At 39.5% G+C, this 21,620-nt stretch carries 23 protein-coding genes and 1 other annotated feature; of the genes, 5 read left to right on the top strand and 18 right to left on the bottom strand.

Features of this window, described 5'->3' with window-relative positions; genetic code table 11:
* Nucleotides 1–211: 211 nt before the first annotated feature.
* Complete coding sequence (gene yfmH, locus OZ002_RS06785; RefSeq protein ID WP_002287425.1) at nucleotides 212–1,498, bottom strand: EF-P 5-aminopentanol modification-associated protein YfmH; 1,287 nt, start codon at nucleotides 1,496–1,498, stop codon at nucleotides 212–214.
* Nucleotides 1,491–2,759 (bottom strand): EF-P 5-aminopentanol modification-associated protein YfmF, encoded by a 1,269-nt coding sequence (yfmF, locus tag OZ002_RS06790; RefSeq protein WP_002287428.1) that lies wholly within the window; start codon nucleotides 2,757–2,759, stop codon nucleotides 1,491–1,493. Before yfmF ends, yfmH begins: the two co-directional genes overlap by 8 nt.
* Nucleotides 2,760–3,010: 251 nt before the next feature.
* Here yfmF and mscL point away from each other — a divergent pair, with 251 nt between their 5' ends.
* Complete coding sequence (gene mscL / locus OZ002_RS06795) at nucleotides 3,011–3,472, top strand: large conductance mechanosensitive channel protein MscL (RefSeq protein WP_002287431.1); 462 nt, start codon at nucleotides 3,011–3,013, stop codon at nucleotides 3,470–3,472.
* A 59-nt stretch (nucleotides 3,473–3,531) separates the two neighbouring features.
* Here the strand turns inward: mscL and OZ002_RS06800 are convergent, their stop codons facing one another.
* The 12 genes from OZ002_RS06800 to OZ002_RS06855 form a co-directional block, all read right to left on the bottom strand.
* Nucleotides 3,532–3,978: a GNAT family N-acetyltransferase gene (locus tag OZ002_RS06800; RefSeq protein WP_252704083.1), complete on the bottom strand. Its 447-nt coding sequence runs from the start codon at nucleotides 3,976–3,978 to the stop codon at nucleotides 3,532–3,534.
* Nucleotides 3,979–4,070: 92 nt separating this feature from the next.
* Nucleotides 4,071–4,316: a Veg family protein gene (locus OZ002_RS06805; RefSeq protein ID WP_002287434.1), complete on the bottom strand. Its 246-nt coding sequence runs from the start codon at nucleotides 4,314–4,316 to the stop codon at nucleotides 4,071–4,073.
* 114 nt (nucleotides 4,317–4,430) lie between these two features.
* Complete coding sequence (locus OZ002_RS06810; RefSeq protein WP_002287436.1) at nucleotides 4,431–5,009, bottom strand: sigma-70 family RNA polymerase sigma factor; 579 nt, start codon at nucleotides 5,007–5,009, stop codon at nucleotides 4,431–4,433.
* 76 nt (nucleotides 5,010–5,085) lie between these two features.
* Nucleotides 5,086–5,616, bottom strand: a complete 531-nt coding sequence (locus tag OZ002_RS06815) for an NYN domain-containing protein (RefSeq protein WP_002318843.1) — start codon at nucleotides 5,614–5,616, stop codon at nucleotides 5,086–5,088.
* A gap of 3 nt (nucleotides 5,617–5,619) precedes the next feature.
* Nucleotides 5,620–6,480, bottom strand: a complete 861-nt coding sequence (gene rlmB, locus OZ002_RS06820) for a 23S rRNA (guanosine(2251)-2'-O)-methyltransferase RlmB (RefSeq protein ID WP_002318842.1) — start codon at nucleotides 6,478–6,480, stop codon at nucleotides 5,620–5,622.
* On the bottom strand, nucleotides 6,473–6,868 hold the full coding sequence (locus OZ002_RS06825) for a Mini-ribonuclease 3 (protein ID WP_002293091.1): 396 nt from the start codon (nucleotides 6,866–6,868) through the stop codon (nucleotides 6,473–6,475). Before OZ002_RS06825 ends, rlmB begins: the two co-directional genes overlap by 8 nt.
* Nucleotides 6,865–8,277: a cysteine--tRNA ligase gene (gene cysS, locus OZ002_RS06830; protein ID WP_002322772.1), complete on the bottom strand. Its 1,413-nt coding sequence runs from the start codon at nucleotides 8,275–8,277 to the stop codon at nucleotides 6,865–6,867. Before cysS ends, OZ002_RS06825 begins: the two co-directional genes overlap by 4 nt.
* Nucleotides 8,274–8,810 carry a serine O-acetyltransferase EpsC gene (gene epsC / locus OZ002_RS06835; RefSeq protein WP_002287446.1) on the bottom strand — a complete coding sequence of 179 codons (537 nt, stop codon included), beginning with the start codon at nucleotides 8,808–8,810 and terminating at the stop codon, nucleotides 8,274–8,276. Before epsC ends, cysS begins: the two co-directional genes overlap by 4 nt.
* Before the next feature lie 85 nt (nucleotides 8,811–8,895).
* Nucleotides 8,896–9,135 (bottom strand) — a binding site (T-box leader).
* Nucleotides 9,132–10,592: a glutamate--tRNA ligase gene (gene gltX / locus OZ002_RS06840; protein ID WP_002287447.1), complete on the bottom strand. Its 1,461-nt coding sequence runs from the start codon at nucleotides 10,590–10,592 to the stop codon at nucleotides 9,132–9,134. (Overlaps the previous feature by 4 nt.)
* A gap of 169 nt (nucleotides 10,593–10,761) precedes the next feature.
* On the bottom strand, nucleotides 10,762–11,919 hold the full coding sequence (locus OZ002_RS06845) for a PIN/TRAM domain-containing protein (protein ID WP_002287448.1): 1,158 nt from the start codon (nucleotides 11,917–11,919) through the stop codon (nucleotides 10,762–10,764).
* Between the two features lie 33 nt (nucleotides 11,920–11,952).
* Nucleotides 11,953–13,323: a DNA repair protein RadA gene (gene radA, locus OZ002_RS06850; protein WP_002287449.1), complete on the bottom strand. Its 1,371-nt coding sequence runs from the start codon at nucleotides 13,321–13,323 to the stop codon at nucleotides 11,953–11,955.
* Between the two features lie 62 nt (nucleotides 13,324–13,385).
* Nucleotides 13,386–13,913, bottom strand: coding sequence for a dUTP diphosphatase (locus OZ002_RS06855; RefSeq protein WP_002287450.1), 528 nt, complete (start codon nucleotides 13,911–13,913; stop codon nucleotides 13,386–13,388).
* Nucleotides 13,914–14,142: 229 nt separating this feature from the next.
* On the opposite strand from OZ002_RS06855, the gene proB reads away from it, so the two are divergent.
* The 3 genes from proB (at nucleotide 14,143) to OZ002_RS06870 (ending at nucleotide 16,613) form a co-directional block, all read left to right on the top strand.
* Nucleotides 14,143–14,949 carry a glutamate 5-kinase gene (gene proB, locus OZ002_RS06860; protein ID WP_002287451.1) on the top strand — a complete coding sequence of 269 codons (807 nt, stop codon included), beginning with the start codon at nucleotides 14,143–14,145 and terminating at the stop codon, nucleotides 14,947–14,949.
* Nucleotides 14,946–16,193 (top strand): glutamate-5-semialdehyde dehydrogenase, encoded by a 1,248-nt coding sequence (locus tag OZ002_RS06865; protein WP_002298218.1) that lies wholly within the window; start codon nucleotides 14,946–14,948, stop codon nucleotides 16,191–16,193. The genes proB and OZ002_RS06865 overlap by 4 nt, the downstream gene beginning before the upstream one ends.
* Before the next feature lie 75 nt (nucleotides 16,194–16,268).
* Entirely contained in the window at nucleotides 16,269–16,613 is a 345-nt protein-coding gene (locus tag OZ002_RS06870) for a hypothetical protein (protein WP_002307733.1), read from the top strand.
* Between the two features lie 254 nt (nucleotides 16,614–16,867).
* On the opposite strand, the gene OZ002_RS06875 is transcribed toward OZ002_RS06870, so the two are convergent.
* Both OZ002_RS06875 and OZ002_RS06880 read right to left on the bottom strand, forming a co-directional pair.
* Nucleotides 16,868–17,194, bottom strand: a complete 327-nt coding sequence (locus tag OZ002_RS06875) for a hypothetical protein (protein ID WP_002287453.1) — start codon at nucleotides 17,192–17,194, stop codon at nucleotides 16,868–16,870.
* Between the two features lie 370 nt (nucleotides 17,195–17,564).
* Entirely contained in the window at nucleotides 17,565–18,767 is a 1,203-nt protein-coding gene (locus OZ002_RS06880; protein ID WP_002296013.1) for an MFS transporter, read from the bottom strand.
* A gap of 116 nt (nucleotides 18,768–18,883) precedes the next feature.
* On the opposite strand from OZ002_RS06880, the gene OZ002_RS06885 reads away from it, so the two are divergent.
* A complete protein-coding gene (locus tag OZ002_RS06885; RefSeq protein ID WP_002287456.1) occupies nucleotides 18,884–19,399 on the top strand; it encodes a PadR family transcriptional regulator in 516 nt (171 codons plus the stop codon).
* A 198-nt stretch (nucleotides 19,400–19,597) separates the two neighbouring features.
* Here the strand turns inward: OZ002_RS06885 and OZ002_RS06890 are convergent, their stop codons facing one another.
* Entirely contained in the window at nucleotides 19,598–20,044 is a 447-nt protein-coding gene (locus tag OZ002_RS06890; protein WP_002287457.1) for a DUF2798 domain-containing protein, read from the bottom strand.
* 46 nt (nucleotides 20,045–20,090) lie between these two features.
* A complete protein-coding gene (msr(C), locus tag OZ002_RS06895) occupies nucleotides 20,091–21,569 on the bottom strand; it encodes an ABC-F type ribosomal protection protein Msr(C) (RefSeq protein WP_002287458.1) in 1,479 nt (492 codons plus the stop codon).
* Nucleotides 21,570–21,620: the final 51 nt, after the last annotated feature.

The raw sequence follows: 21,620 nt of genomic DNA on the forward strand, positions 1-21,620 counted from the left end.
TTTCTTGAAGCTGACCACTTCTGTCACAACCTCTTTGATTACTTCGTTTGATTTTATTTTAATATAAGTTGATTAAAAGAGAGCATGATTTGTTTTATTTTCTCACTAATTTTTCCAACACAACTAAGAATACCATAAAAGCTGATTTTGGAGGAGGTTCCTACTACAAGTCTAAAACGAAATTTAAGACTTTTCCTCATAAAATACTGGTTTATTTTGGTCTCATGTAAAACTCGCTGAAGGCCTCTTCACTTATAAATGCTTCCCCAGCTGCCAGTACGTCTTTCATTTGGATCGAATCGATGATTTCAGGAAGATCAAATAAAGTTCGATCGCCAAATAAACTTTGCGTAAATTGATTGGCAATATATTCGATCGAATTTAATGATTGGAAATATTGTCCAAGCATTTTCTTCTTCAGCAAATCGAGATTTGTTTCTGACACTTCCGGATCATCAGCGAATCCAAGAATGATTTCTTTGACTTTTTCTGCTGCTTTCTCTGGTTCGTCCGTATCTCCGCTGAAGTCCGCAAAGTGAAATTCACGATCCAAGCTGAATTCAAAACCAAAGCTGTCATCGATAATTCCTTGATTGTACATCGCTAGATAGTTTCGAGAAGTATTGCCTAAAATCATTTGGAACAACAGATTGATTGCTGTTTTATAGCGTAACAGTTCTGTTCCTTCTTGCGGCAATGTGTCTAATCCTTTAATACCAAGTACAAATTTATCTCGTGTAATGGCTGCTTCCAATGCACTTTGTTTGATGATTTCTTTTGTGTTTTCAGGGAAATAACGTACAATTTCTTGCTTTGGAGGGAAATTTTTTGCTTCTTGGTTTTCCCGAATAAGTTTCATCAATTTCTCAGGCTCCATCTTACCAACTACAAATAAAACCATATTGCTTGGCTGATAAAACGTCCGATAGCACGTATACAAGTCTTGAGCTGTGATTTTGTCGATACTTTCAACCGTGCCCGCAATATCGATATGCAATGGGTGTGTAGGATACAAGTTATTTAGTATGCCAAAAAACATCCGCCAGTTAGGGTCGTCTTCATACATTTGGATTTCCTGACCGATGATTCCTTTTTCCTTGTTTACAGTTTCTTCTGTGAAGTAAGGTGCTTGTACAAAATCGATCAGAGTCGTCAGATTCTTTTCTACCTGATCCGTCGTAGAAAACAGATAGCTGGTTTTCGTAAAACTTGTGAAAGCATTGGCGGAAGCTCCTTGTTTCCCAAATAATTGAAAGACATCACCATCTTCTTTTTCAAACAACTTATGTTCTAAAAAATGGGCAATTCCATCTGGAACTTTCACCTTTTCTTTTTCACCATAGGGAATAAATTCGTTATCGATCGAACCATAATTCGTACTGAACAAACCATATGTCTTGTGATAGTCATTTTTAGGCAACAAATACACGGTCAAACCGTTTGGCAGTACTTCATGATAAAGTGTTTCATTGATTTGCTCATATTCTGTTTTATTCATTTGCATTTCCTCCTGCTAAAAAGAAGATTGCCTGCAATTCGATTTGCTCAGCTACTTGTTGTATCTCTTTGATCGTTACGCTCTCCATACGTTTCAACCATTCTTCATCAGATAATTTTGTTTCCGGCAGCCAGCTGTCCAAAAAAGAAGCTTCGATTGCCGCTTGCGGAGAGTCTAGAGAAAGCAGATATTGGTTTCTCAGCATTGCTTTTGTCTGAGACAGTTCCAACTCTGTTATTTCACCATTTCGCAAACTTTCTAATTGCTCGTGAATCAGATGAAGTACTTGATTTCGGTTCTTTTCATCGATACCGGTTTGGACACTCATGAATCCTCGGAACGTATCCACGCTACTAGAGGCATAATAAGCTAGACTTTCTTTCTCTCTGACATTCATGAAAAGTTTAGAGTGAGGAAAACCGCCAAATAAACCGTTAAAGACCATTAGCGCAAAACGTTCTGGTTCATCGTAATATACATTTGTCTGATAAGCTAGGTTCAGCTTTGCTTGAACGATTGGCTCACGTACTTGTCGTTCCTTCACGATATTCACTTGAGGCTGGGTATAAAACAGATCTGGATAAACTGTTTCCCGCGACTCAAATGGTAATTGCCCAACTGCTTCAGCTGCTTTGTCCGGATCAACATCGCCGACAACAAAAATGTCGATTTGATCATTTGCCATCATTTCTTGATAGTAGGACGCTAGCGAACTAGCAGTGATCTTGTCCAGATCTTCGACTACGCCCAACCCTGGGATCTTTTGTTCCGGGCTGTTTTCAAAATAAAGTTCTTGCAAGGCATAGGAAGCAAAAGTTTGTTTATCTTCCTTCAAACTTTCCAAATATAGACGCAGATTGTTCTTTTCCAAGTCAAACGTCAACTGATCAAACTGATGATTTTTAATATTTGGATAAAATAAAACCTCTTTTAAAAAATCTACCGCTTGAGAAAAAAGGTTTGGATCATTGACATATTCACCATTCACAAAACTGATCCCTGCGTTTAGCCAATGTAAATTTCCTTTTTTTCTAACTGATAATCCAAAGCTTGCGCCATAAAGCTCTGCAAGTTGCGCACTTAACTTTGTCTGATCCGGATAATTCAAACTATTTGTTTCCAACATGCTGCTGAGAAGTGAACGTTTCGTGATGACTTCTTGTTGCAGACGCGCAGTAAAACGGATAAAAATCCGGATCGTTTTGTATTGTTTTGTTGGTAAGACATGAAGATTCACGCCTTCTGCCAATTGATACACCATATTTATATGCTCCTTTTCACAGATGATTGCCCGCTTACTCTTTTAATGGGTCAACCTGCCTTTTTTACTTATTCCTCTGCTTGAAATTTATAAGTTCAGGCAATTCGCCGTTTTTTCTAAATGATGTTACACTTTATAGTATAGCATAGATGTTTTTTATCAAAAGAAACAGACGGCTAAAAGCGTATATTGTTTTTTTATTTTTTATTTTTCGATATACTAAAGACAAATAAAAGAAGGGAGGGTCATTCATGATCAAAGAATTCAAAGAGTTCATCATGCGTGGAGATGTCTTGGATCTTGCTGTCGGCGTTGTTATTGGTAGTGCGTTTACAAGCATCGTAAACCAAGTGGTGCAAGGCTTGATCACACCACTAATAGGTTGGTTTGTCGCAATGATCACAGGTACTTCTGATTTAGAAGGAGCACTTTCAATTCTTGACTGGTCGCCGACAAAAGGCGTCACATTTGCGTTTGGTAACGTTATTAGTGCTATCATTACATTTCTGATCACTGGTTTTGTCTTATTCTTAGTTGTCAAAGCGGCAAACCGTGCGAAGAATTTACGCTCCAAAGAAGAGCAAGTGGAAGTAGAAGAAACTCCTACTGCAGAAGATTATCTTAGTGACATACGCGATCTTCTTGCCAAACAAGTGGCAGAAGACAATACACATCCAGTAGAGCAAACAAATCTTTCCGATACTTCTAAATAATAAAGAATCTAAAAAAAAAGAAAGCCGATTTTCAGTGTCGGCTTTCTTTTTTTAGATTCTTAACTTGCTACTTGTTCCTTTTTCATGTCGATATGTGGAATATCATCTTCCAAATACACATCTGAGATTGCCTTGAATCCAAACGACTCATAAAAAGCTTGTAGGTATTCTTGTGCGCCGATCACGATTGGTTTTTCTGGAAAATTTTTCTGGATCATGTTAATCGTTTCTTGAACAATCTTTTTTCCTAACCCATCTTTACGGTTGTCCTGATGAACAAGGACACGTCCAAAATGGATACTCTCCGCTTCTTCATATACTCGCGTGTAGGCAAGGATCTTCCCATCAGTATCTTGAAAAAACGTATGCCAAGCTTGTCCATCAATGTCATCAACTTCTTGATAAGGACACTGTTGTTCCACAACAAAAACTGCGATTCGTTCTTTGACGATCTCGTAAAACTCTGCTGTTGACAATTCTTCAAATTTCTTTACCTGATATTCCACTAAGCAAACGCCCCCTGCTTTTTTATTCTTAGCATACCGATTCGCACACAAAAAAGCAAACGAACCTTACGAATCTCAGGCTCGTTTGCTTTTTAAACTGCTTCAGTTAAAAATTCGATCTCAACTGTCCGAGTAAGTACATCTGAATAGCTGTAAGATACTCGTTCAAAAGAATTTTCTTCAGGATCCAAATCAACAACGAATACTGAAGGATAGGTTTCTGTTAAAACGCCGCGGCGTTCTGTTTGACGCTTTCTTCCTGTCTGAGCAACCAACATGATTGGGCTGCCGATACGACCTTCTAAATCTTTCTTGATTGAAGCTAAAGTTGTTGGCATACAGTTCACCTCTACTATCAACTATACCACATATTTTTAAAATTTTCAAGTTTACCATAAAAAAAAAAGAAATGCAATAAAAATAAATAAGAAGATCATTAAGATTTTTCTAAATTATTCCTCATTATAAAATTTCAAGTGTTTTTTTATTTTGAGTTTTACTCTCCCGTAAGCGCTCATTACTTGCTTGTGATCCATTGCTAAACATTCAGCCATGTCTACAAAATCAACGCCTTGCATATAATAATGAAAAATTTTAGCTTCTATTTTTGAAAACTGGATTTCGCAATTTTCGATTGCTTCTTTTAATAAAAGATGCTGAATCGCTAAAGGTTCTTGCAATGTGATCTCTGCTAAAAAGTCTGGTCCTTCTGTCTCTATTTTTTGGTCGATTGAGACTTCATCTTTTTGATCACGACGCTTCAGCGCGTTCTGCTTCCTCAATAGAGAATAGATTTGATTGCTTATAATGCTTTTATAATAACTTCCAAAGCTAACACCTTTGCTTTTTTCGTAAGTTCTCAATGCCTGATATAAAGCGATCCTTGCTTCTTGTTCCCAATCCTCAGAAACATAATTTCTTAAATAATAGGTGTTTTTCAAACGTAGTAAAAGTGGAAAATATTTTTGATACAGGGCAGCAAATGCTTCTTCGTCACCATTACGTGCAGCGCGCAATAACTCCTCAGACATAAAATAATTCCTCCATAAATTCGTTTATGGAGGAATCTTATCATCAATGATTCATAGAACTGATTAGAACGATATGTTATTTATTTTTTCTCATTAAATCGTCCAATTTTTGGGACAATTTTTTTAACTGCTCTTCATTCCATGGAGAATTACGTCGGAAATCAATAAAATGCATATCTTTATTTTCTTGGGCTATTGTTTTTTCCGTTTTTTTTATCGTCTTATATAATTCATAAGCAGAAGTTCGTAATGCTCCTTGGGAAAAGATCATCCACTGTTCTGCTAAATCGCTTGTCGCCACTGTCACTTGTGTCAAACGGTCATTCAGCTGACCAGCGATTCTCTCGATATAACTGTCAGCCGTTTCGTCTTCTTTCGTAAAAACAACATCCAACTGGTATTTCTTATAATTTTGTTGGATGCCCGGAACTAGTTGGGCATCGAAGACAACGATGACTTCCAGTCCTTCATATTTCGCATAATTTGATAAACGATGTAAAAGAGCTTCTCTTGCATCCGCCATTTTGTCCTGCTTTTTAAGCTGGACAAGTTCCGGCCACGAACCAATCATGTTGTAGCCGTCTACAATCAACAGCTGTTTTTTCATGGTCTACTCCCCCTGACGTTGGGAAAAAGCCTGATACATAAGCAAACCAGCAGCAACACTGGCATTTAAGCTCTGGACGTGCCCGGTCATCGGGATCGTCAGCAATTCATCCATTTCTTTTTTCAATCCTGGACTCATTCCTTTGCCTTCATTACCAATGACTAAAGCAATTGATCCTTTGGCATTCCATTTTTGGAAGTTTGTGCCGGTCATATCTGTGCCAAATACCCAAAATCCTGTTTCTTTGAGCTGTTGCACAGCTTGTACCAAATTCGTCACGCGTGCAACAGGGACATGTTCGACTGCCCCAGTGGAAGTCTTTGTTACGATAGGTGTGATTCCAACTGCTCGGTGTTTTGGTATGATCACACCATCGACGCCACTTGCGTCTGCTGTCCGTAAAATCGACCCAAAATTGTGTGGATCTTCGATGCTATCCAAAATCAAAAAGAAGGGGTCTTCTTTTTTCTCTTTTGTTCGTTCAATCAGTTGGTCAAGGGATAAATATTCATAAGGTGTAATCGCAAGAACGACTCCTTGATGCACGCCGTGATCGCTCAAAGTTTCTAATTTTTGTTTAGGAACCCATTTGACTGGCACAGCTTGTTCACGTGCGATTTCTTTCAGTTCTTCTACTTTTTCTCCTCGTGAATCTTCTTGAAGAAAGAGTTTATTCCCTCGCCCTTGTTGTAGCGCTTCTACTGCGGCATGGTGTCCAAAGACGAAATTATCTTCTAATGCTTCTTCATTTTGATCAGAAACTGACTGATTTCGTCCAGTTTGCTTTTTATTTGGATATCTATTTTGTTTTTTGTCTTCAAATCCACGTTTCGATTGATGTTTGTTTGTTCTTTCTTTACCCATTTTTTTCACCAACTTTCTGAATACACCAGCGGATCAATTCTTCCATCCGCTCGGTTTGTTTTGTCAAATGCAGATAGCCCATGAGCGCTTCGAACCCTGTTGCGACCCGATACGTCGTAACATCAGCATTTTTTGCGCTCGTATGGCTTTTAGCATTTCTTCCTCTGCGATAATAAAGTTCTTCTTCTTCTGTCAAAAGATGTTCTTCCAGCATTTGCTGAATCAAAAAGGCTTGTGCATTCGCAGAAACATAATTCGTTGCCGCACGATGCAACTTATTGGGTTTTGTTTCTCCTTGATCAATCAGGTGGTCACGAACATAGATTTCGTAAATCGCATCTCCAACATAAGCCAAGGCTAAACCGTTCAATTGTGTGTAATCTCTCATGCTTCTCTTCTCCATCGGGTTCCTTGCGGTGTATCTTCTAATAAGATCCCTTTTTCTTTCAACAAATCACGAATTTCGTCGCTTCGGGCAAAATCACGATTGCTTCTTGCTTGATTTCGTTCTTCGATCAATTGTTCAATCTCTTCATCTAATAACTCTTCTGCTGTAAATAAAATACCGAAGATCGAAAGCCATTGCGAGAATAAAGCTTCTCCTTGTGCCAAGACAGCGGCAGAAACTTTCGGCTGGTCTAGATAAGTGTTCAGCCACTTAGCAAGCTCATAGACCACTGTGATCCCATTTGCTGCATTAAAATCATCGTCCATTTCTTCGATGAATCGCTGTTCTAAATTTTCTAACAAAGCGATTTTATCCGCATCATCTGCCAAATTCTCTGAGGCAGTTTCTTGGCGGAATTTCAAATTGTCAAACGTATTCTTCAGTCGTTGTAAATTGGTGGCTGCTTCTTTCATCGTCGTTTCACTGTAGCGGATCGGACGACGGTATTGTGTGGTCGCCATGAAGAAACGCAAGACTTGTGGATCAACGTTTTTGATCATTTCATGTACAGTGATGAAATTCCCTAGAGATTTACTCATTTTTTCATCGTCTTCGCCAATCGTTACATAACCATTGTGCATCCAGTAATTAGCGAATTTTTTCCCTGTTTTCGCTTCACTTTGTGCGATTTCATTTTCATGATGAGGAAATTCTAAATCTTGCCCGCCACCATGGATATCGATCGTTTCTCCTAAATGTTTTGTTGCCATAACGGAACATTCAATATGCCAACCGGGACGTCCTTTGCCCCATGGTGAATCCCAAGAAATCTCGCCAGGTTTTGCTTGTTTCCATAAAGCGAAATCTAATGGGTCTTCTTTTTGCTGCTGTTCTTCCCCTGTACGCTGACTTGCTCCGACCTCCAGTTCATCGATGGATTGGTCACTTAATTTCCCATAATTTTCAAATTTACGGGTACGGTAATACACATCACCTGAAGATTCATAAGCATAGCCTTTTTCAACCAACACTTGAATAAATGCTAAAATATCTGGCATATGATCCATGACTCTTGGATGCAGTGTAGCAGGCTCGACATTCAACGCTTTCGTATCTTCTTCAAATGCTCGGATGAAACGATCAGCAACTTCTGGTGCTGTAATACCTAATTCGTTTGCTGTACGGATGATTTTATCGTCTACATCCGTGAAATTCGATACGAAATCGACTTTATAGCCTCGATATTCAAAATAGCGTCGAATTGTATCGAAAGCAATGGTGCTACGAGCATTTCCGATATGGATATAATTATACACAGTCGGTCCGCAGACATACATACCGACATGTCCCTTTTGTATAGGGATGAATTCTTCTTTTTTTCTGGTCAATGTATTGTAGATTTTTATCATTCTGATCTCCTCACTTTTTCTCCTTTGATTCGAACGACTTTTGCTGGTACTCCTACCGCTGTAGCGTCGTCTGGAACATCTTTCAACACAACGGCACCTGCACCGATTTTGGCGTTTTTTCCGATCGTTACCGGTCCTAATATCTGCGCATTCGCAGAGAGCATGGCTCCTTGTTTAACAGTTGGGTGTCTTTTACCCGTTTCTTTTCCTGTGCCGCCTAATGTTACGCCATGGAATAAAATCACATCGTCCTCGATTTCTGCGGTTTCGCCAATGACGATTCCCATTCCATGGTCGATGAACACGCCAGTGCCAATCGTTGCTCCTGGATGGATCTCAACACCTGTCAGGAAACGCCAGAATTGAGCATTGATCTTCGCCAATAAAAAGAGCCGGTGCTGATATAAAAAATGAGAGAAACGATGCCAAAACAAGGCATGAAAACCAGGGTATGTCAAAACGATCTCAGCTGTCGAACGTGCAGCCGGATCGTTTCTCTTTGCTGCATCAATCGCTCGGGTAAACCAACTCATGACTTTCCACTCCTTTCGTAAGAATTTTATGTAGGAAATCATCTTCTTATAAAGAAAAGAAGCGCCTTTTAAATAAGTTTCCTTATCAAAAGACGCTTTCCGCGTGGTTCCACTTTTCTTCATAATCAATGATTATCTCTGACAGCTAACGCCTGTTATACGTTCTTGGCTACTTTGTTTCCTATAAAACAGTTTTTCCTGTTTTCTGTGTTTCGCCAAGACCACTCCCAGAGGCATTTCGGCAACCATTCATTGATACCTTGCACCACCCGGTATCTCTCTTGTAATGATCAGCTGCTTACTTTTTTCTGTTCATCGTGTTTAGTTCAGTACTTGATTTAAATGTGCTAATGATTTTTCACGACCAAGCAATTCGATCGTTTCAGGCAGTTCTGGACCATGCATTTGTCCTGATACAGCTACACGGATTGGCATGAAAAGATTTTTTCCTTTTACGCCAGTTTCTTTTTGAACAGCTTTGATGGCAGCTTTGACAGTTGGAGCATCTACTACTTCCATTTGTTCTAGCTGTGCTTTGAATGCGTGGAGAACAGTAGGAACTGTTTCACCAGCAAGTACTTCTTTTGCTGCTTCATTCAATACAGGATGTTCATTGAAAAATAGCGTAGACAGATCAACGATTTCTGCAGCATAGCTCATTTGAGGTTGATACAGGCTAACGATCTTCTTCACCCATTCGATTGTCTTTTCATCTGGATTTTCTGCTACACGTCCATCAGCGATTAGATAAGGCAGACACATGTCAGTAAATGCATCTAGATCCATTGCTTTGATGTAATGGTTGTTTACCCATTGCAGTTTTTTCGCATCGAAAGCTGCGGGTGATTTACTTAGGCGTTTTGGATCGAACATTTTGATCAATTCTTGGTGTTCGAAGATTTCGTCTTCGCCCACAGGTGACCAGCCCAATAATGCAATAAAGTTGAACATTGCATCTGGTAGATAGCCTAATTCGCGATATTGTTCGATAAATTGCAAAATTGATTCGTCACGTTTGCTTAGTTTTTTACCTGTTTCACTGTTGATGATCAATGTCATATGTCCGAAGGTTGGTGGTGTCCAGCCAAATGCTTCATAGATCATCAGTTGTTTTGGTGTATTGGCAATATGGTCATCTCCACGTAAAACGTGAGTGATTTTCATCAAATGATCATCGACCGCAACAGCAAAATTATAAGTTGGCATACCATCGCGTTTTTGGATGACAAAGTCGCCACCGATATTATCGGATTCGAACGAAATAGCGCCTTTCACCATATCTGTAAATGCGTATTCTGTATTGCGAGGCACACGGAAACGTACAACAGATTCTAGACCTTGTGCTTCTTTTTCTGCTTGTTCTTCAGGTGTCAAGTTCGCACATGTTCCTGCGTAATGAGGCATTTCTCCTCTTGCGCGTTGTGCTTCCCGTTCTGCTTCTAATTCTTCTTCTGTGCAATAGCATTTGTATGCTCGATTGCTAGCAAGCAACTGATCAATCAGCGGTTGATAGATTTCTTTACGTTCAGATTGACGGTAAGGGCCGTATTCTCCAGGATTTTCAGGAGATTCATCCCAATTCATTCCCAACCAAGCAAGGTTTTCCAACTGGCTTTTTTCGCCATCTTCGATATTACGTTTTTGGTCAGTATCCTCAATACGAATAATAAAGTCTCCATCATTGTGGCGGGCAAACAAATAATTGAATAATGCAGTTCTTGCATTTCCAATATGCAGGTGCCCAGTTGGACTTGGTGCATAGCGTACGCGTACTTTCGTCATTTTCTTCCTCTTCTTTCAAACTAGACTTTGACTAACAGCAAAAATTCCGTCAGTTACGGCTTCTCAAATATCATTTATTTAAAGCCACTCAGCACAAATTTTACCTTTTCTAAGGTAAATAGTAAAGCCAACTGGTTGAATTTCCTTACCAGTTGGCTGAATTTCTTTTTTATTTTGATTGTTTAGTCTTTTTCTCTGTCTCTTTTTTATTGTCGATTCCTCGTCCTGCATGTGCAGGTTTAGCAAAGATCATGCGTCCAGCAGCTGTTTGAAGGGCACTTGTTACAACGACTTCGATACGTTCATTCATGTAATGCTGTCCATCTTCTACGACAACCATCGTGCCGTCATCTAGGTAGGCTACTCCTTGTTGGCGTTCTGTCCCGGCTTTTACTACTAGAACATTCATCGTTTCACCAGGGATGACGACTGGTTTTACGGCATTTGCCAACGCATTGATATTAAGAACAGGTACATTTTGGAATTCAGAAACTTTATTCAAGTTATAGTCATTGGTTACAATGACACCATCTAAAAGCTTAGCCAATTTGATTAATTTGCTGTCTACTTCACTGATATCTTCAAAGTCTCCATCGTACATTTCGACAGATATACCCTCTTCTTTTTGCAAGGCATTTAGGATATCTAATCCGCGACGACCACGCACACGTTTCAAACTATCCCCTGAGTCCGCGATGTATTGTAGTTCGTAAAGAACAAAATTAGGGATCATCAAGGTTCCTTCTAAGAATCCAGTCTTTGTAATATCATAAATCCGACCGTCAATGATCACGCTTGTATCCAAGATTTTATATTTATGGAAATTTTCTCCTGATTTTCGTTCTAACAGTTGACTCTCAACTTGACTAGCTGTTTCTTGCTCGATTTTTTTGCTTCGTGAACCAAAAACTTTCTTCCATTCTTCGATTCGTGTCGTTCCCATTCTCAATCCCAGATAGCCTAAGATGATCATCAGTAAAATCGGCAATACACTATTGACGAATGGAATTTCCATATTGTAAAGAGGGGTCGAGATCACAACACCTAAAGTCAATCCGATGATCGCACCGATCGCACCGAAGAGAAGATAAGTCAAGCTGACCTCACTTAGTTTTTGTTCTACTTGTTTGATAATAGCTGAGATATGTTTGGCCAACAGCAAAGATAATAAAAAGAAAATAAGTGCGCCTAACAGGCTGTTGGTAAATGTATTATTCAGCCATCCGTTTGACTGTTGACCGATTGCCTGCCAAGCTGAGGGTAAAAATGAAATACCCAAGCTTGCGCCGACAATGATCATCAGCAAAGTAATGACACGTTTTTGCATCGTTTTTCCTCCGTTTCGACAATCATTTATTAGTTAGCGGAACACACGCTTCAACGTTTCAGCCAAAGTTGCTACTCCAACTATCTCGATTCCTTTTGGCGCTTCCCAGTTACCTAAGTTGTTTTTAGGTAGGTATACTTTTGTGAAGCCGAGTTTTTGGACTTCTTTGACTCGTTGTTCAATATGACTGACACGTCTGATTTCTCCAGTCAGTCCAATTTCACCGATGAAACATTCCGTTGGCTGTGTTCCTTTTTCTTTATAGCTTGAAGCAATACTGACAGCGATAGCTAAATCAATCGCTGGTTCATTTAATTTTACCCCACCTGCAGCTTTTAAGTAAGCATCTTGATTCTGAAGAAGCAACCCAGCTCTTTTTTCCAGCACTGCCATGATCAGAGATACCCGATTGAAATCAAGACCTGTTGTTGTTCGTTTGGCATTTCCGAACATAGTAGGTGTGACTAATGCTTGGATCTCTACCAAAATTGGACGTGTCCCTTCCATTGCCACAACGATAGCAGAGCCAGTTGCACCGTCTAGGCGTTCTTCTAAGAAAATCTGTGAAGGATTAGCGACTTCTTCCAATCCATGCTCATGCATTTCAAAAATCCCAATCTCATTCGTTGAGCCAAATCGGTTTTTTACTGCTCGCAAAATCCGAAAACTATGATGTTGTTCACCTTCAAAATATAACACCGTATCCACCATATGTTCTAACATTCTTGGGCCGGCGATCGAGCCTTCTTTGGTAACATGACCGACGATAAAAATGGCTATCCCATTTGTTTTAGCGATTTTGAGTAGTTCTGCAGTGGTTTCTCTTACTTGGCTGACACTTCCTGCCACACTTGTGATGTCTGGCTGCGTCATCGTTTGGATGGAATCAATGATAACATAATCAGGGGAGATATGTTCGATGGCACGACTGATTTCGTTCATATCTGTTTCAGCGTATAGATAAAATTCTGTGTTGATACTTCCGAGGCGTTCCGCGCGTAATTTTATCTGCTCTGCGCTTTCTTCGCCGGATACATATAAAACTTTTCCGCCTATGGCTGCTAATTGCTGAGAAACTTGTAACAGCAAAGTGGATTTCCCGATACCTGGATCGCCACCAATCAAGACCATAGACCCTGGCACCACACCTCCGCCTAACACACGGTTCAGTTCTTCTAATTTTGTTTTGATCCGAGGTTCTTTTTTAGGGACGACGTCTGCGATTTTTGTTGGTTTTGCTTTTTCTCCTGTCAAACTTGTCCGAGTTCTGCGGTCCGTTGTATCTTGTTCGATTTCTTCGACCATCGTATTCCATTTTCCGCAATTTGGGCAGCGTCCCAAGAACTTAGGCGACACATACCCGCAATTTTGGCAAACAAATTGTACTTTTGATTTTTTTGCCATTGTACCGCCTCCTTTTATCCTAATCATGAGACATTAAATCAAGCTTAAGTATCTTTAACGTTTTATTTACTGGAAGAACCAAATCCGCCTTGACGTTGAGCAGTCGTTTGATCTTGATCTGCTTTTAAAAACGGCAAAAAGATCCCTTGGCCGATACGCTCGCCTTTTTTGATCACTACATCCTTGAAACCAAAGTTGGTGAATTGGAACATGATATGGCCTTCATTTGCCTCATTATTGTAATAATCACTGTCAATCACACCTACTCCGTTTGTCAACACTAAAAACCGCTTCAACGGATTGCTTGAACGGTTAGCAAGCTGCAAAAATTCATCTTCTCCCATGTAAGCTTTGATTCCAGTAGGCACGAGGGTTGGTTTCAATTGTTTTTCATTTTCTGATACATCTTTTTTCAATCCATCTGCGACTGTTTCCAACCCCTTTTTCCAGCCTGCTTTCCAGATACTTGGAATCACGACCTCTTCTGCTGCTTCAAAATCATAGCCAGCAGCATGATGTGTAGCGCGCTGCGGTAGATTGATATTTTGATCTTTATATTTAGAAATAACTTCAAATCCTCTTTTTCTCACCGGTTTTCCTCCCTAAATAAACTACTCCTATTCTAACATATCCGAGGCTGTAAAAGACTTTCTTTACAAATTCTTCAAGAAATTCTGCTATCTTAAAGTAAACCATTAATTCGTTCTTTTTCCAAACGACTGCAAGTTGTACAAAAAAACTATTTTTTACATGACTTTACTCGTCAAAACAAGTAGAATAGAACGAAATTAATGAGTGGATATTTGATTGAGGTGTCACATGCGTAAAGAAATTAAAAATGCAAAACGAATTATTGTCAAAGTAGGAACAAGTACATTGATTTATCCCAATGGAAATATCAATCTTGCGGCAATCGATCAGTTAGCTTTTGTCCTTTCTGATCTTAGAAATCGGGGAAAGGAAGTGATCTTAGTCTCATCAGGAGCTGTAGGCGTTGGTATGCATAAATTACATTTGTCAGAACGTCCGACTTTGATCCCTGAACAGCAAGCTGCGGCGGCTGTTGGTCAAGCCGAACTGATGAATATCTATAATCAAAGATTCAGTGTATATAATCAACAGACGGCACAGATCCTCGTGACAAGAGACGTGGTAGATTATCCTGAAAGTCGTAAAAATGTGAGGAATACATTGGAACAGCTTTTGATTATGGACACGATCCCTATCGTGAACGAAAACGATACTGTAGCAGTGGATGAATTAGATCATCTGACAAAATTTGGCGATAATGATCAGCTGTCAGCCATCATGGCAAAACTTGTCGCGGCAGACCTTTTGATCGTCCTTTCTGATATCGACGGGTTTTATTCAGATAATCCGACTACAAATCCCGAGGCTCAGATGTATCGCTATATCGATAAAATCGATGAAAAGATTCTGGCACAAGCAGGTGGTGCTGGTAGCACATTTGGAACAGGCGGTATGCAGAGTAAATTAAAAGCCGCTTCTAGGATATTTGAAGCAAACAGCGCAATGATTTTAGCAAATGGAAAAAATCCGGCAATTATTTTTGATATTCTTGCAGGAAAAGAAGTAGGTACTTTATTTAAGGAGGACTTGAAATGACTGACTTGATGCAATTAGGACAACAGGCAAAAGATAGCGCGCAACAACTAGCACTTATGCCTACAAACCGCAAAAATGAGCTACTTGTTCAAATGGCACAAACCATCAAAAAGAATCAACAAGCGATCATTGAAGCAAATCATAAAGACTTAGAAAAAGCAGTCGAAAACAATATCAGTGAAACGATGCAAGACCGCTTGCAGCTGACACCTGAGCGAATCAATGCCATGGCTACAGAGATCGAAAAAATTGCTTCGTTAGACGATCCTATTGGAAAAGTAGATGAGATGTGGACGAACACCGACGGATTGAGAATCGGCAAAAAGCGCGTGCCACTAGGCGTAATCGGCATCATTTACGAATCTCGTCCAAATGTCACGACAGATGCAGCTAGTCTAGCATTCAAATCAGGGAATGCCGTTATCCTTCGCGGTGGCAAAGAAGCATTCTTCTCGAATCAATTATTAGTCCAATTATTGCAGCAAGTACTGGTCAGTGCTGGCGAATCTCCTTATGCCATCCAGTTTGTCGATGATACTTCTCATGAAACTGCAGGACAGTTGATGCGATTGACAGAATACTTAGATGTGCTGATTCCTCGAGGCGGAGCAAAATTAATCCAACGAGTCAAAGAACAGGCAACGGTACCTATCATTGAAACAGGTACAGGAAATAATCACGTATATATCGATAAAGAAGCACAGTTATCTATGGCAGTGAACATCATCGTCAATGCAAAAGCTTCCCGTCCATCTGTCTGTAACGCGGCAGAAACATTGCTGATCCATTCTGAGATCGCACCTTTTTTCTTGCCAGCTATTGAAAAAGAACTGGTAGAACACGGGGTCTCTTTACGTGCGGATGCTCGTGCGTTAGAATATCTAGAGACGGCTGCTTTAGCAGAAGACACAGATTGGGATACTGAATATCTAGATTATATCCTTGCTGTCAAAGTGGTCGATTCTTTGGATGAAGCAATTGCACATATCAATCGGCATAATACTAAACATTCAGAAACGATCGTGACAGATAGTTATGCGGCTAGTCAACGTTTCTTAAATGAAGTGGACGCGGCGGCTGTCTATGTCAATGCCTCCACTCGTTTTACAGACGGATCGGTATTTGGTTTTGGTGCAGAGATTGGTATCTCTACTCAAAAGTTGCATGCCCGTGGTCCAATGGGGTTAAATGAATTAACTTCCACAAAATATATCATTTATGGCGATGGACAAATCCGCGAATAATGTTTCGTGTGAAACATTATTCCCGCCTTTTGCCTTTTTTCTGTAAAGGTTCTATCCAACTAGAAAGGTGTCAATATGTTTGAAATTTTAATGATTTTTTTTATTTACCTTATTTCTCTGAATATCGCTGCTTTTCTGGGAGTCGGTATTTTATCCCTTTTCTTTCAATTCAAAAAACGAAGCATAGGGAGTCAACGGGAAAAATGGTCGCAGTATTTTGACAAAATCGGGCCAAAAGGGCTGGTTACACGCTTGCACATTAGTTACATGGTTGCATTATGCTTATTAGCGACAATCAATTACTATTCTTTTTTCGATCATTCAATCGCTTACACGATTACGCTACTGATTGCTGGGATTTTTCACTTATCTTATAAATATCAGCTGAATAAAAACCACTTGAATCGGACTTTCCGCTAAAAAATATCCGTACGATAAGTAGAGTGCCTTGAAGATCGGCAAAAAACTGCCGGACTTTTTAGAGCGTGGGACAAAAGTAAAGAAAAACTTTTGTCCCACGCTCTAAACATGTATAAACGGCGGGAGCAGAAGCAACTCCTTCGGAAATAAGCTGAAATTCACAAAAATTTGAAAAGCAATTTTCGTGAATTTCTTCTTATTTCTTGGAGTTAAACGCTTCTGTCCCAGCCTCTTCCCATATAAACGGTGTTCGCCTACCAGCTGCCTGGTAAATCTGTTTCCTCTTCGTTAAGAAGCGAAAATCCGTCAAATGTTTCGCCATCATAATAACGAAGCAGCTCATCCATGGACAAGTTCATCGTTTTTTCTTTTTCTTCTTCCGCTGATTCAGCCAGTAGCTGTTCCCGATACACCTGATACATACCAGCTATTTTTTGCTGCATCGCTTTTCTAGTTTCGCCTTCCGCATTGATTATTGGCAATTCTTTGATATAGCCACGATAAATCAACCGATCATCTGAAAATTCAATGGGTAATTCAACGAGTGTCAACCCGACTTCCTGAAAATATTCTTCCAGCATCTATTATCCCCCCATTCTTTTTCTTAAATGAATTTTAGCTTACCTACTGAAAATTTTCCAGTTTCATTATTTTGAGAAAAAAAGGGAATGTGACAAAAATCGTGTCACATCCCCTTTTTCCGAATAAATGGTGTTCTTCTGCCAACTCCTCAATCATAAGTCACAATATTCAACAAACATGAGAAACTGTTTTTTGAAATTTTTCCTTGTGATTCAGAGTTAAACGACAGTCTCACAACCTCTTGGTAAACGGCGTTCAATCAGCTGACCCTCGGTATTAGCTCAAAAAACGGTAAAATATGAGAAGCTATTTTTGTTTGGCTGTTCTTATGACTTGATGCAGGACAGCTTTTTCACAACCTCTGATTTCTTATTCTTCTTCATTTGTAGCAAAATAATTACGGTGATAAATGATACAACATACACTGATAAGAACAATGGCACCTGCAAAATAAAACGCATAGCTTTCACCAATATGTTCACCAATCACACCTGCAATAAATGGTGCTAAAGCTCCACCGAAAAAGCGGACAAAACTATAGCTGGACGAAGCAACGTTTCGTTGCAGACCTGGTATTTCCATAGCAATCGTCGTCAACAGTGTATTGATAATTCCTTGGAAAAATCCTGCTAACACAATGCTGATCGGTACAAGGACTGGCATAGAAGTTCCAGCTCCTAATAACAGCAAACAAATAATGAATAAGACAAATGCTGCTAAAATTGTCCGATAAGTCGTAAACTTCCGCTCAAGAGCCGGTGCAACGAAAATCGAAGCAATAGCCAGAAGCACACCCCAGCCAAAAAATACAAAACCGACTTCTAATTCAGAATAGCCAATCAATAAAAATGGCGCATACGCAAGTAAAGTAAAGAATCCGAAATTATATAACAATGCGATTAGTCCAACTGAACGAAGTTTATGATTGCTTAACGCTTTGACACCTTCCCAAAGGCCTACTTTTCTCTTTGGTTTCTCAGTTTCAGGTAAAAGTACCGCTAGGGCTATAAAACCGCAAAACATCAAAAATGCTACCCCAAAAAATGGATAACGCCATGAACCACTGCCCAAGACCCCACCGACTAGAGGGCCAACAGCCATTCCGCAGCCAAGTGCTGCTTCATACATCATGATTGCTTTTTCTGTGTTACCAACTAAAATACTGACGATCGTTGCTAAAGCAGTAGAGACAAATAAAGCATTCCCGACACCCCAGCCGGCACGTAACCCAATCAGCATTCCGATATTCCCAGATAATCCGCCAAGACCAGCGAATACAACGATGATAAACAATCCTGTCATCAATGTTTTTTTCAAACCGATCCGACTAGATAAGAAACCTGTAAATAGCATCACCACACCAGTGACTAACATGTAACTAGTAAATAACAGGGTCGTTTCAGCTGGCGTAGCGTTTAACTGTGCAGCAATCGTTTTTAAGATTGGGTCTACTAGACCCACTCCCATAAAAGCGATCATACAGGTAGCTGCTACAACTAGCGCTGAACTTTTCCCCTTTGTTTCTTCATTTGTTTGTTCTTGTATATCTATTTGATTCTCCAATATTTCCATCCCTTTCTCTCTATTAGCATCATACATGATTTATTTTACATGTCAATATGCACATGTAAAACGTGGAAACTTTACTGTGATATAATAAAGAAAATAAGACGAGAGGTAGGATTTTTATGAATACTTTAGCCTATATATTATTATGCGTGCTTTTATCCAAACCACGTTCTGGGTATGAATTGAAGCAGCTGATCACAATTTTTTGGGAAGCCCATCACAGTCAGATCTATACAACGCTTGCCAAGTTAGACCAGCAGGGTTATGTGACCGTTTTGGACAAAGACGAGCACTCTCAAAAAAAGATCTACCACTTGACTGATGAAGGACGTGCTCTTGTAGAGGAATGGATCAAAGAGGAAACTCCCGCTCCTACGCAAAAAGATGAATTTCTAGCAAAAATCTATGCTTTTTCGACGCTCGATAAAACAACAGCTACTGGACTGCTATTCACTAGAGAACAACAGCTGAACAAAATCATGCAAAAAAATCAAAAAAAATTGAATGACCTCTCGCTAGACAAGAAACAAGAATTTGGACGTTATGTTGTGATCCAGCGCAGAATTATGCTTTGTCAGCAGGAACTCCAATGGTGTCAGCAAGTAAGAGAACAAATGCAGCAGTTTTTTGAGTAAGGGATAAACAGAACCTTTCTAGAAATATCTATTGAAGAGCAAATTATCTTCAATAAAAGAGCAATACAGTTGGAAAAGAAAAAGCGATCCGAACGACAGGCCAAAACCTATCGTTCGGATCACTATTTTTCTAGAACTGCATTCAAGAGACTATGACAAAAAGCATGCCAAGGCCTTTTTTCAAATAACAGTGTTCCATCATTCATTACTTTGAATTGCTTTTAGCACACTTCTTGAAAGCGGGCCAACGATGATCAACTGCAACGGTAAAGCGGCAATCACATTCATTTTCCAAGCATTCATATAAGCAGAGAATAATTGATCAGGTATTCCTTGTTCCATGATCACACCGAATAAAGACATACATGTCACCATTCCTAAAACCATCAAGCATGAAATAGTTAAGATCATTTGGACCTTGCTTTCTGGATTTACTGGTAGTTTAAAGGCAATTTTTTTCGCCAGCACACCGATGATGAAGACATCCAAAATGAAAGCCACCACGAATCCAGGCACTAGACCAATCAACAAACTTGATAAATGAAGATCTTGATGCAGCCATAAATTATACGCGCTCATCCCCAAGACCATCAAAAAACACATCATTGTTGTAAAAATTATTCCTTCTTTTTTATTTGTAGGCAATCTGTACCACTCCTTTAAATTTGTCACGAAAATCATCGTAGCACATTTAAAAATTTCTCGTAAGTACTTTTTTTATTTTCTGCCCTTTTATTTCATAAACTTCATCAGCCGTACGCTCGACAAAGTAAGAATCATGAGAAGTAAACAAAATCGTTCCCGGATATATTTGCATTAGCTTCTCTAAAGCTTCGATCGTTGCCATATCAATAAAATTAGTCGGTTCATCTAACAGCAACACATTACTTGGCTTAGTAAAAAGCAAAGCAATCGTCAGACGGGTCGCTTCTCCCCCACTTAATGTACATAACGGTTTCGTCAAAGTTTCCTGAGCAAACCCTAAGTGATTCAGCAAACTACGGACAAGCGATTCTGAAAACTCTGTTTGTCTCATGACAAAACGAATGATGGATTCTTCAGATGTCATTTGATAACCCTTTTGCTGATATACTTGAAAGCTTACTTTCGGAGAGAGAAGGATTCCTTCTCCTTGTTTGCGGATATGTTCTAATAAGGTTGTCTTACCTGAACCATTTTCACCGACAATCGCGATTTTTTTACCTAAAGAAAACTGAAAATCACCATTTACCAGTAATGTTCTCCCACTTCTTTCCAATTGGACATTTTGTCCCATGATGGGATAGCGGCTGTGGAGTTCAAGAGATTTTGGTACTGGAAAACGGATTTGTTTCATCTGCTGCGGCTTGGTTGTTTCTCCTATTTTTTGGAGTCTTCTCTCTAATGTTTTCGCATTCTTTTGGATGGCTTTTTGTACACTGTCTTTTTGTTTAGAGGAAGACAACCGATCCGGTCTGATTTGTTGCTTTTTCTTTTTACTGGACACTTTTTCCAACTTTTCCGCTTGTTTTTTCTTTTCTTGGATCGATTTTTCCAATCGTTTTTTCTCTTTCATGATCGACTCTGCTTCTCGTAGCTGAGTCTTTTTCTCCAATTCCTTTTGAGTGAGATAGGCACTATAATTCCCCGAAAACTCTCGGATTTCTCCGTCTTTTACTTCCCAGATTTTCGATGCTAGCTCATCTAGAAAATAGCGATCATGACTAACAAAAACCAGCGTACCATAATAATAACGAAGCTCTTCAATCAGTCGATCAATACTTTTTCTATCTAGATGGGTTGTTGGCTCGTCTAGAAGCATCCCTTGTTCATAAGAAGAAAGAAGACGTATCAACTCGATCTTTCGTTCTTCCCCTCCGCTCCATTTCCGCTCTGAAGTTTCTTCCAGTCTTAACTGGAAATGACTGGCTAATTCCAAATTTAGGTCCTTTGCTTCAGCGAGATAGGTTAATTGAGGCAGGTAGTTGAAGGTGATCTCTGTTTGGATTTTCCCATGATCGGGAAAAAGTTCACCGGCTATTAGTTTGAGCAAAGTCGATTTACCGACACCATTTTCTCCTATGATCCCTATACGATCTTGCTGATAGACACGAAGAGAATCAATAGATAGTTCTAGCTGGTTGCCAAAGCTGACTTGTAGATTTGTTATATTTACTGCTAAATTTTCCATATGTTTTACACTCCTATTTCATGTAAAACAACAATTATCGATACTAAAAAA

Origin of the sequence: Enterococcus sp. E4-150 (assembly GCF_035726465.1) — a bacterium.
Taxonomy (GTDB): Bacteria; Bacillota; Bacilli; order Lactobacillales; family Enterococcaceae; genus Enterococcus_B; species Enterococcus_B faecium.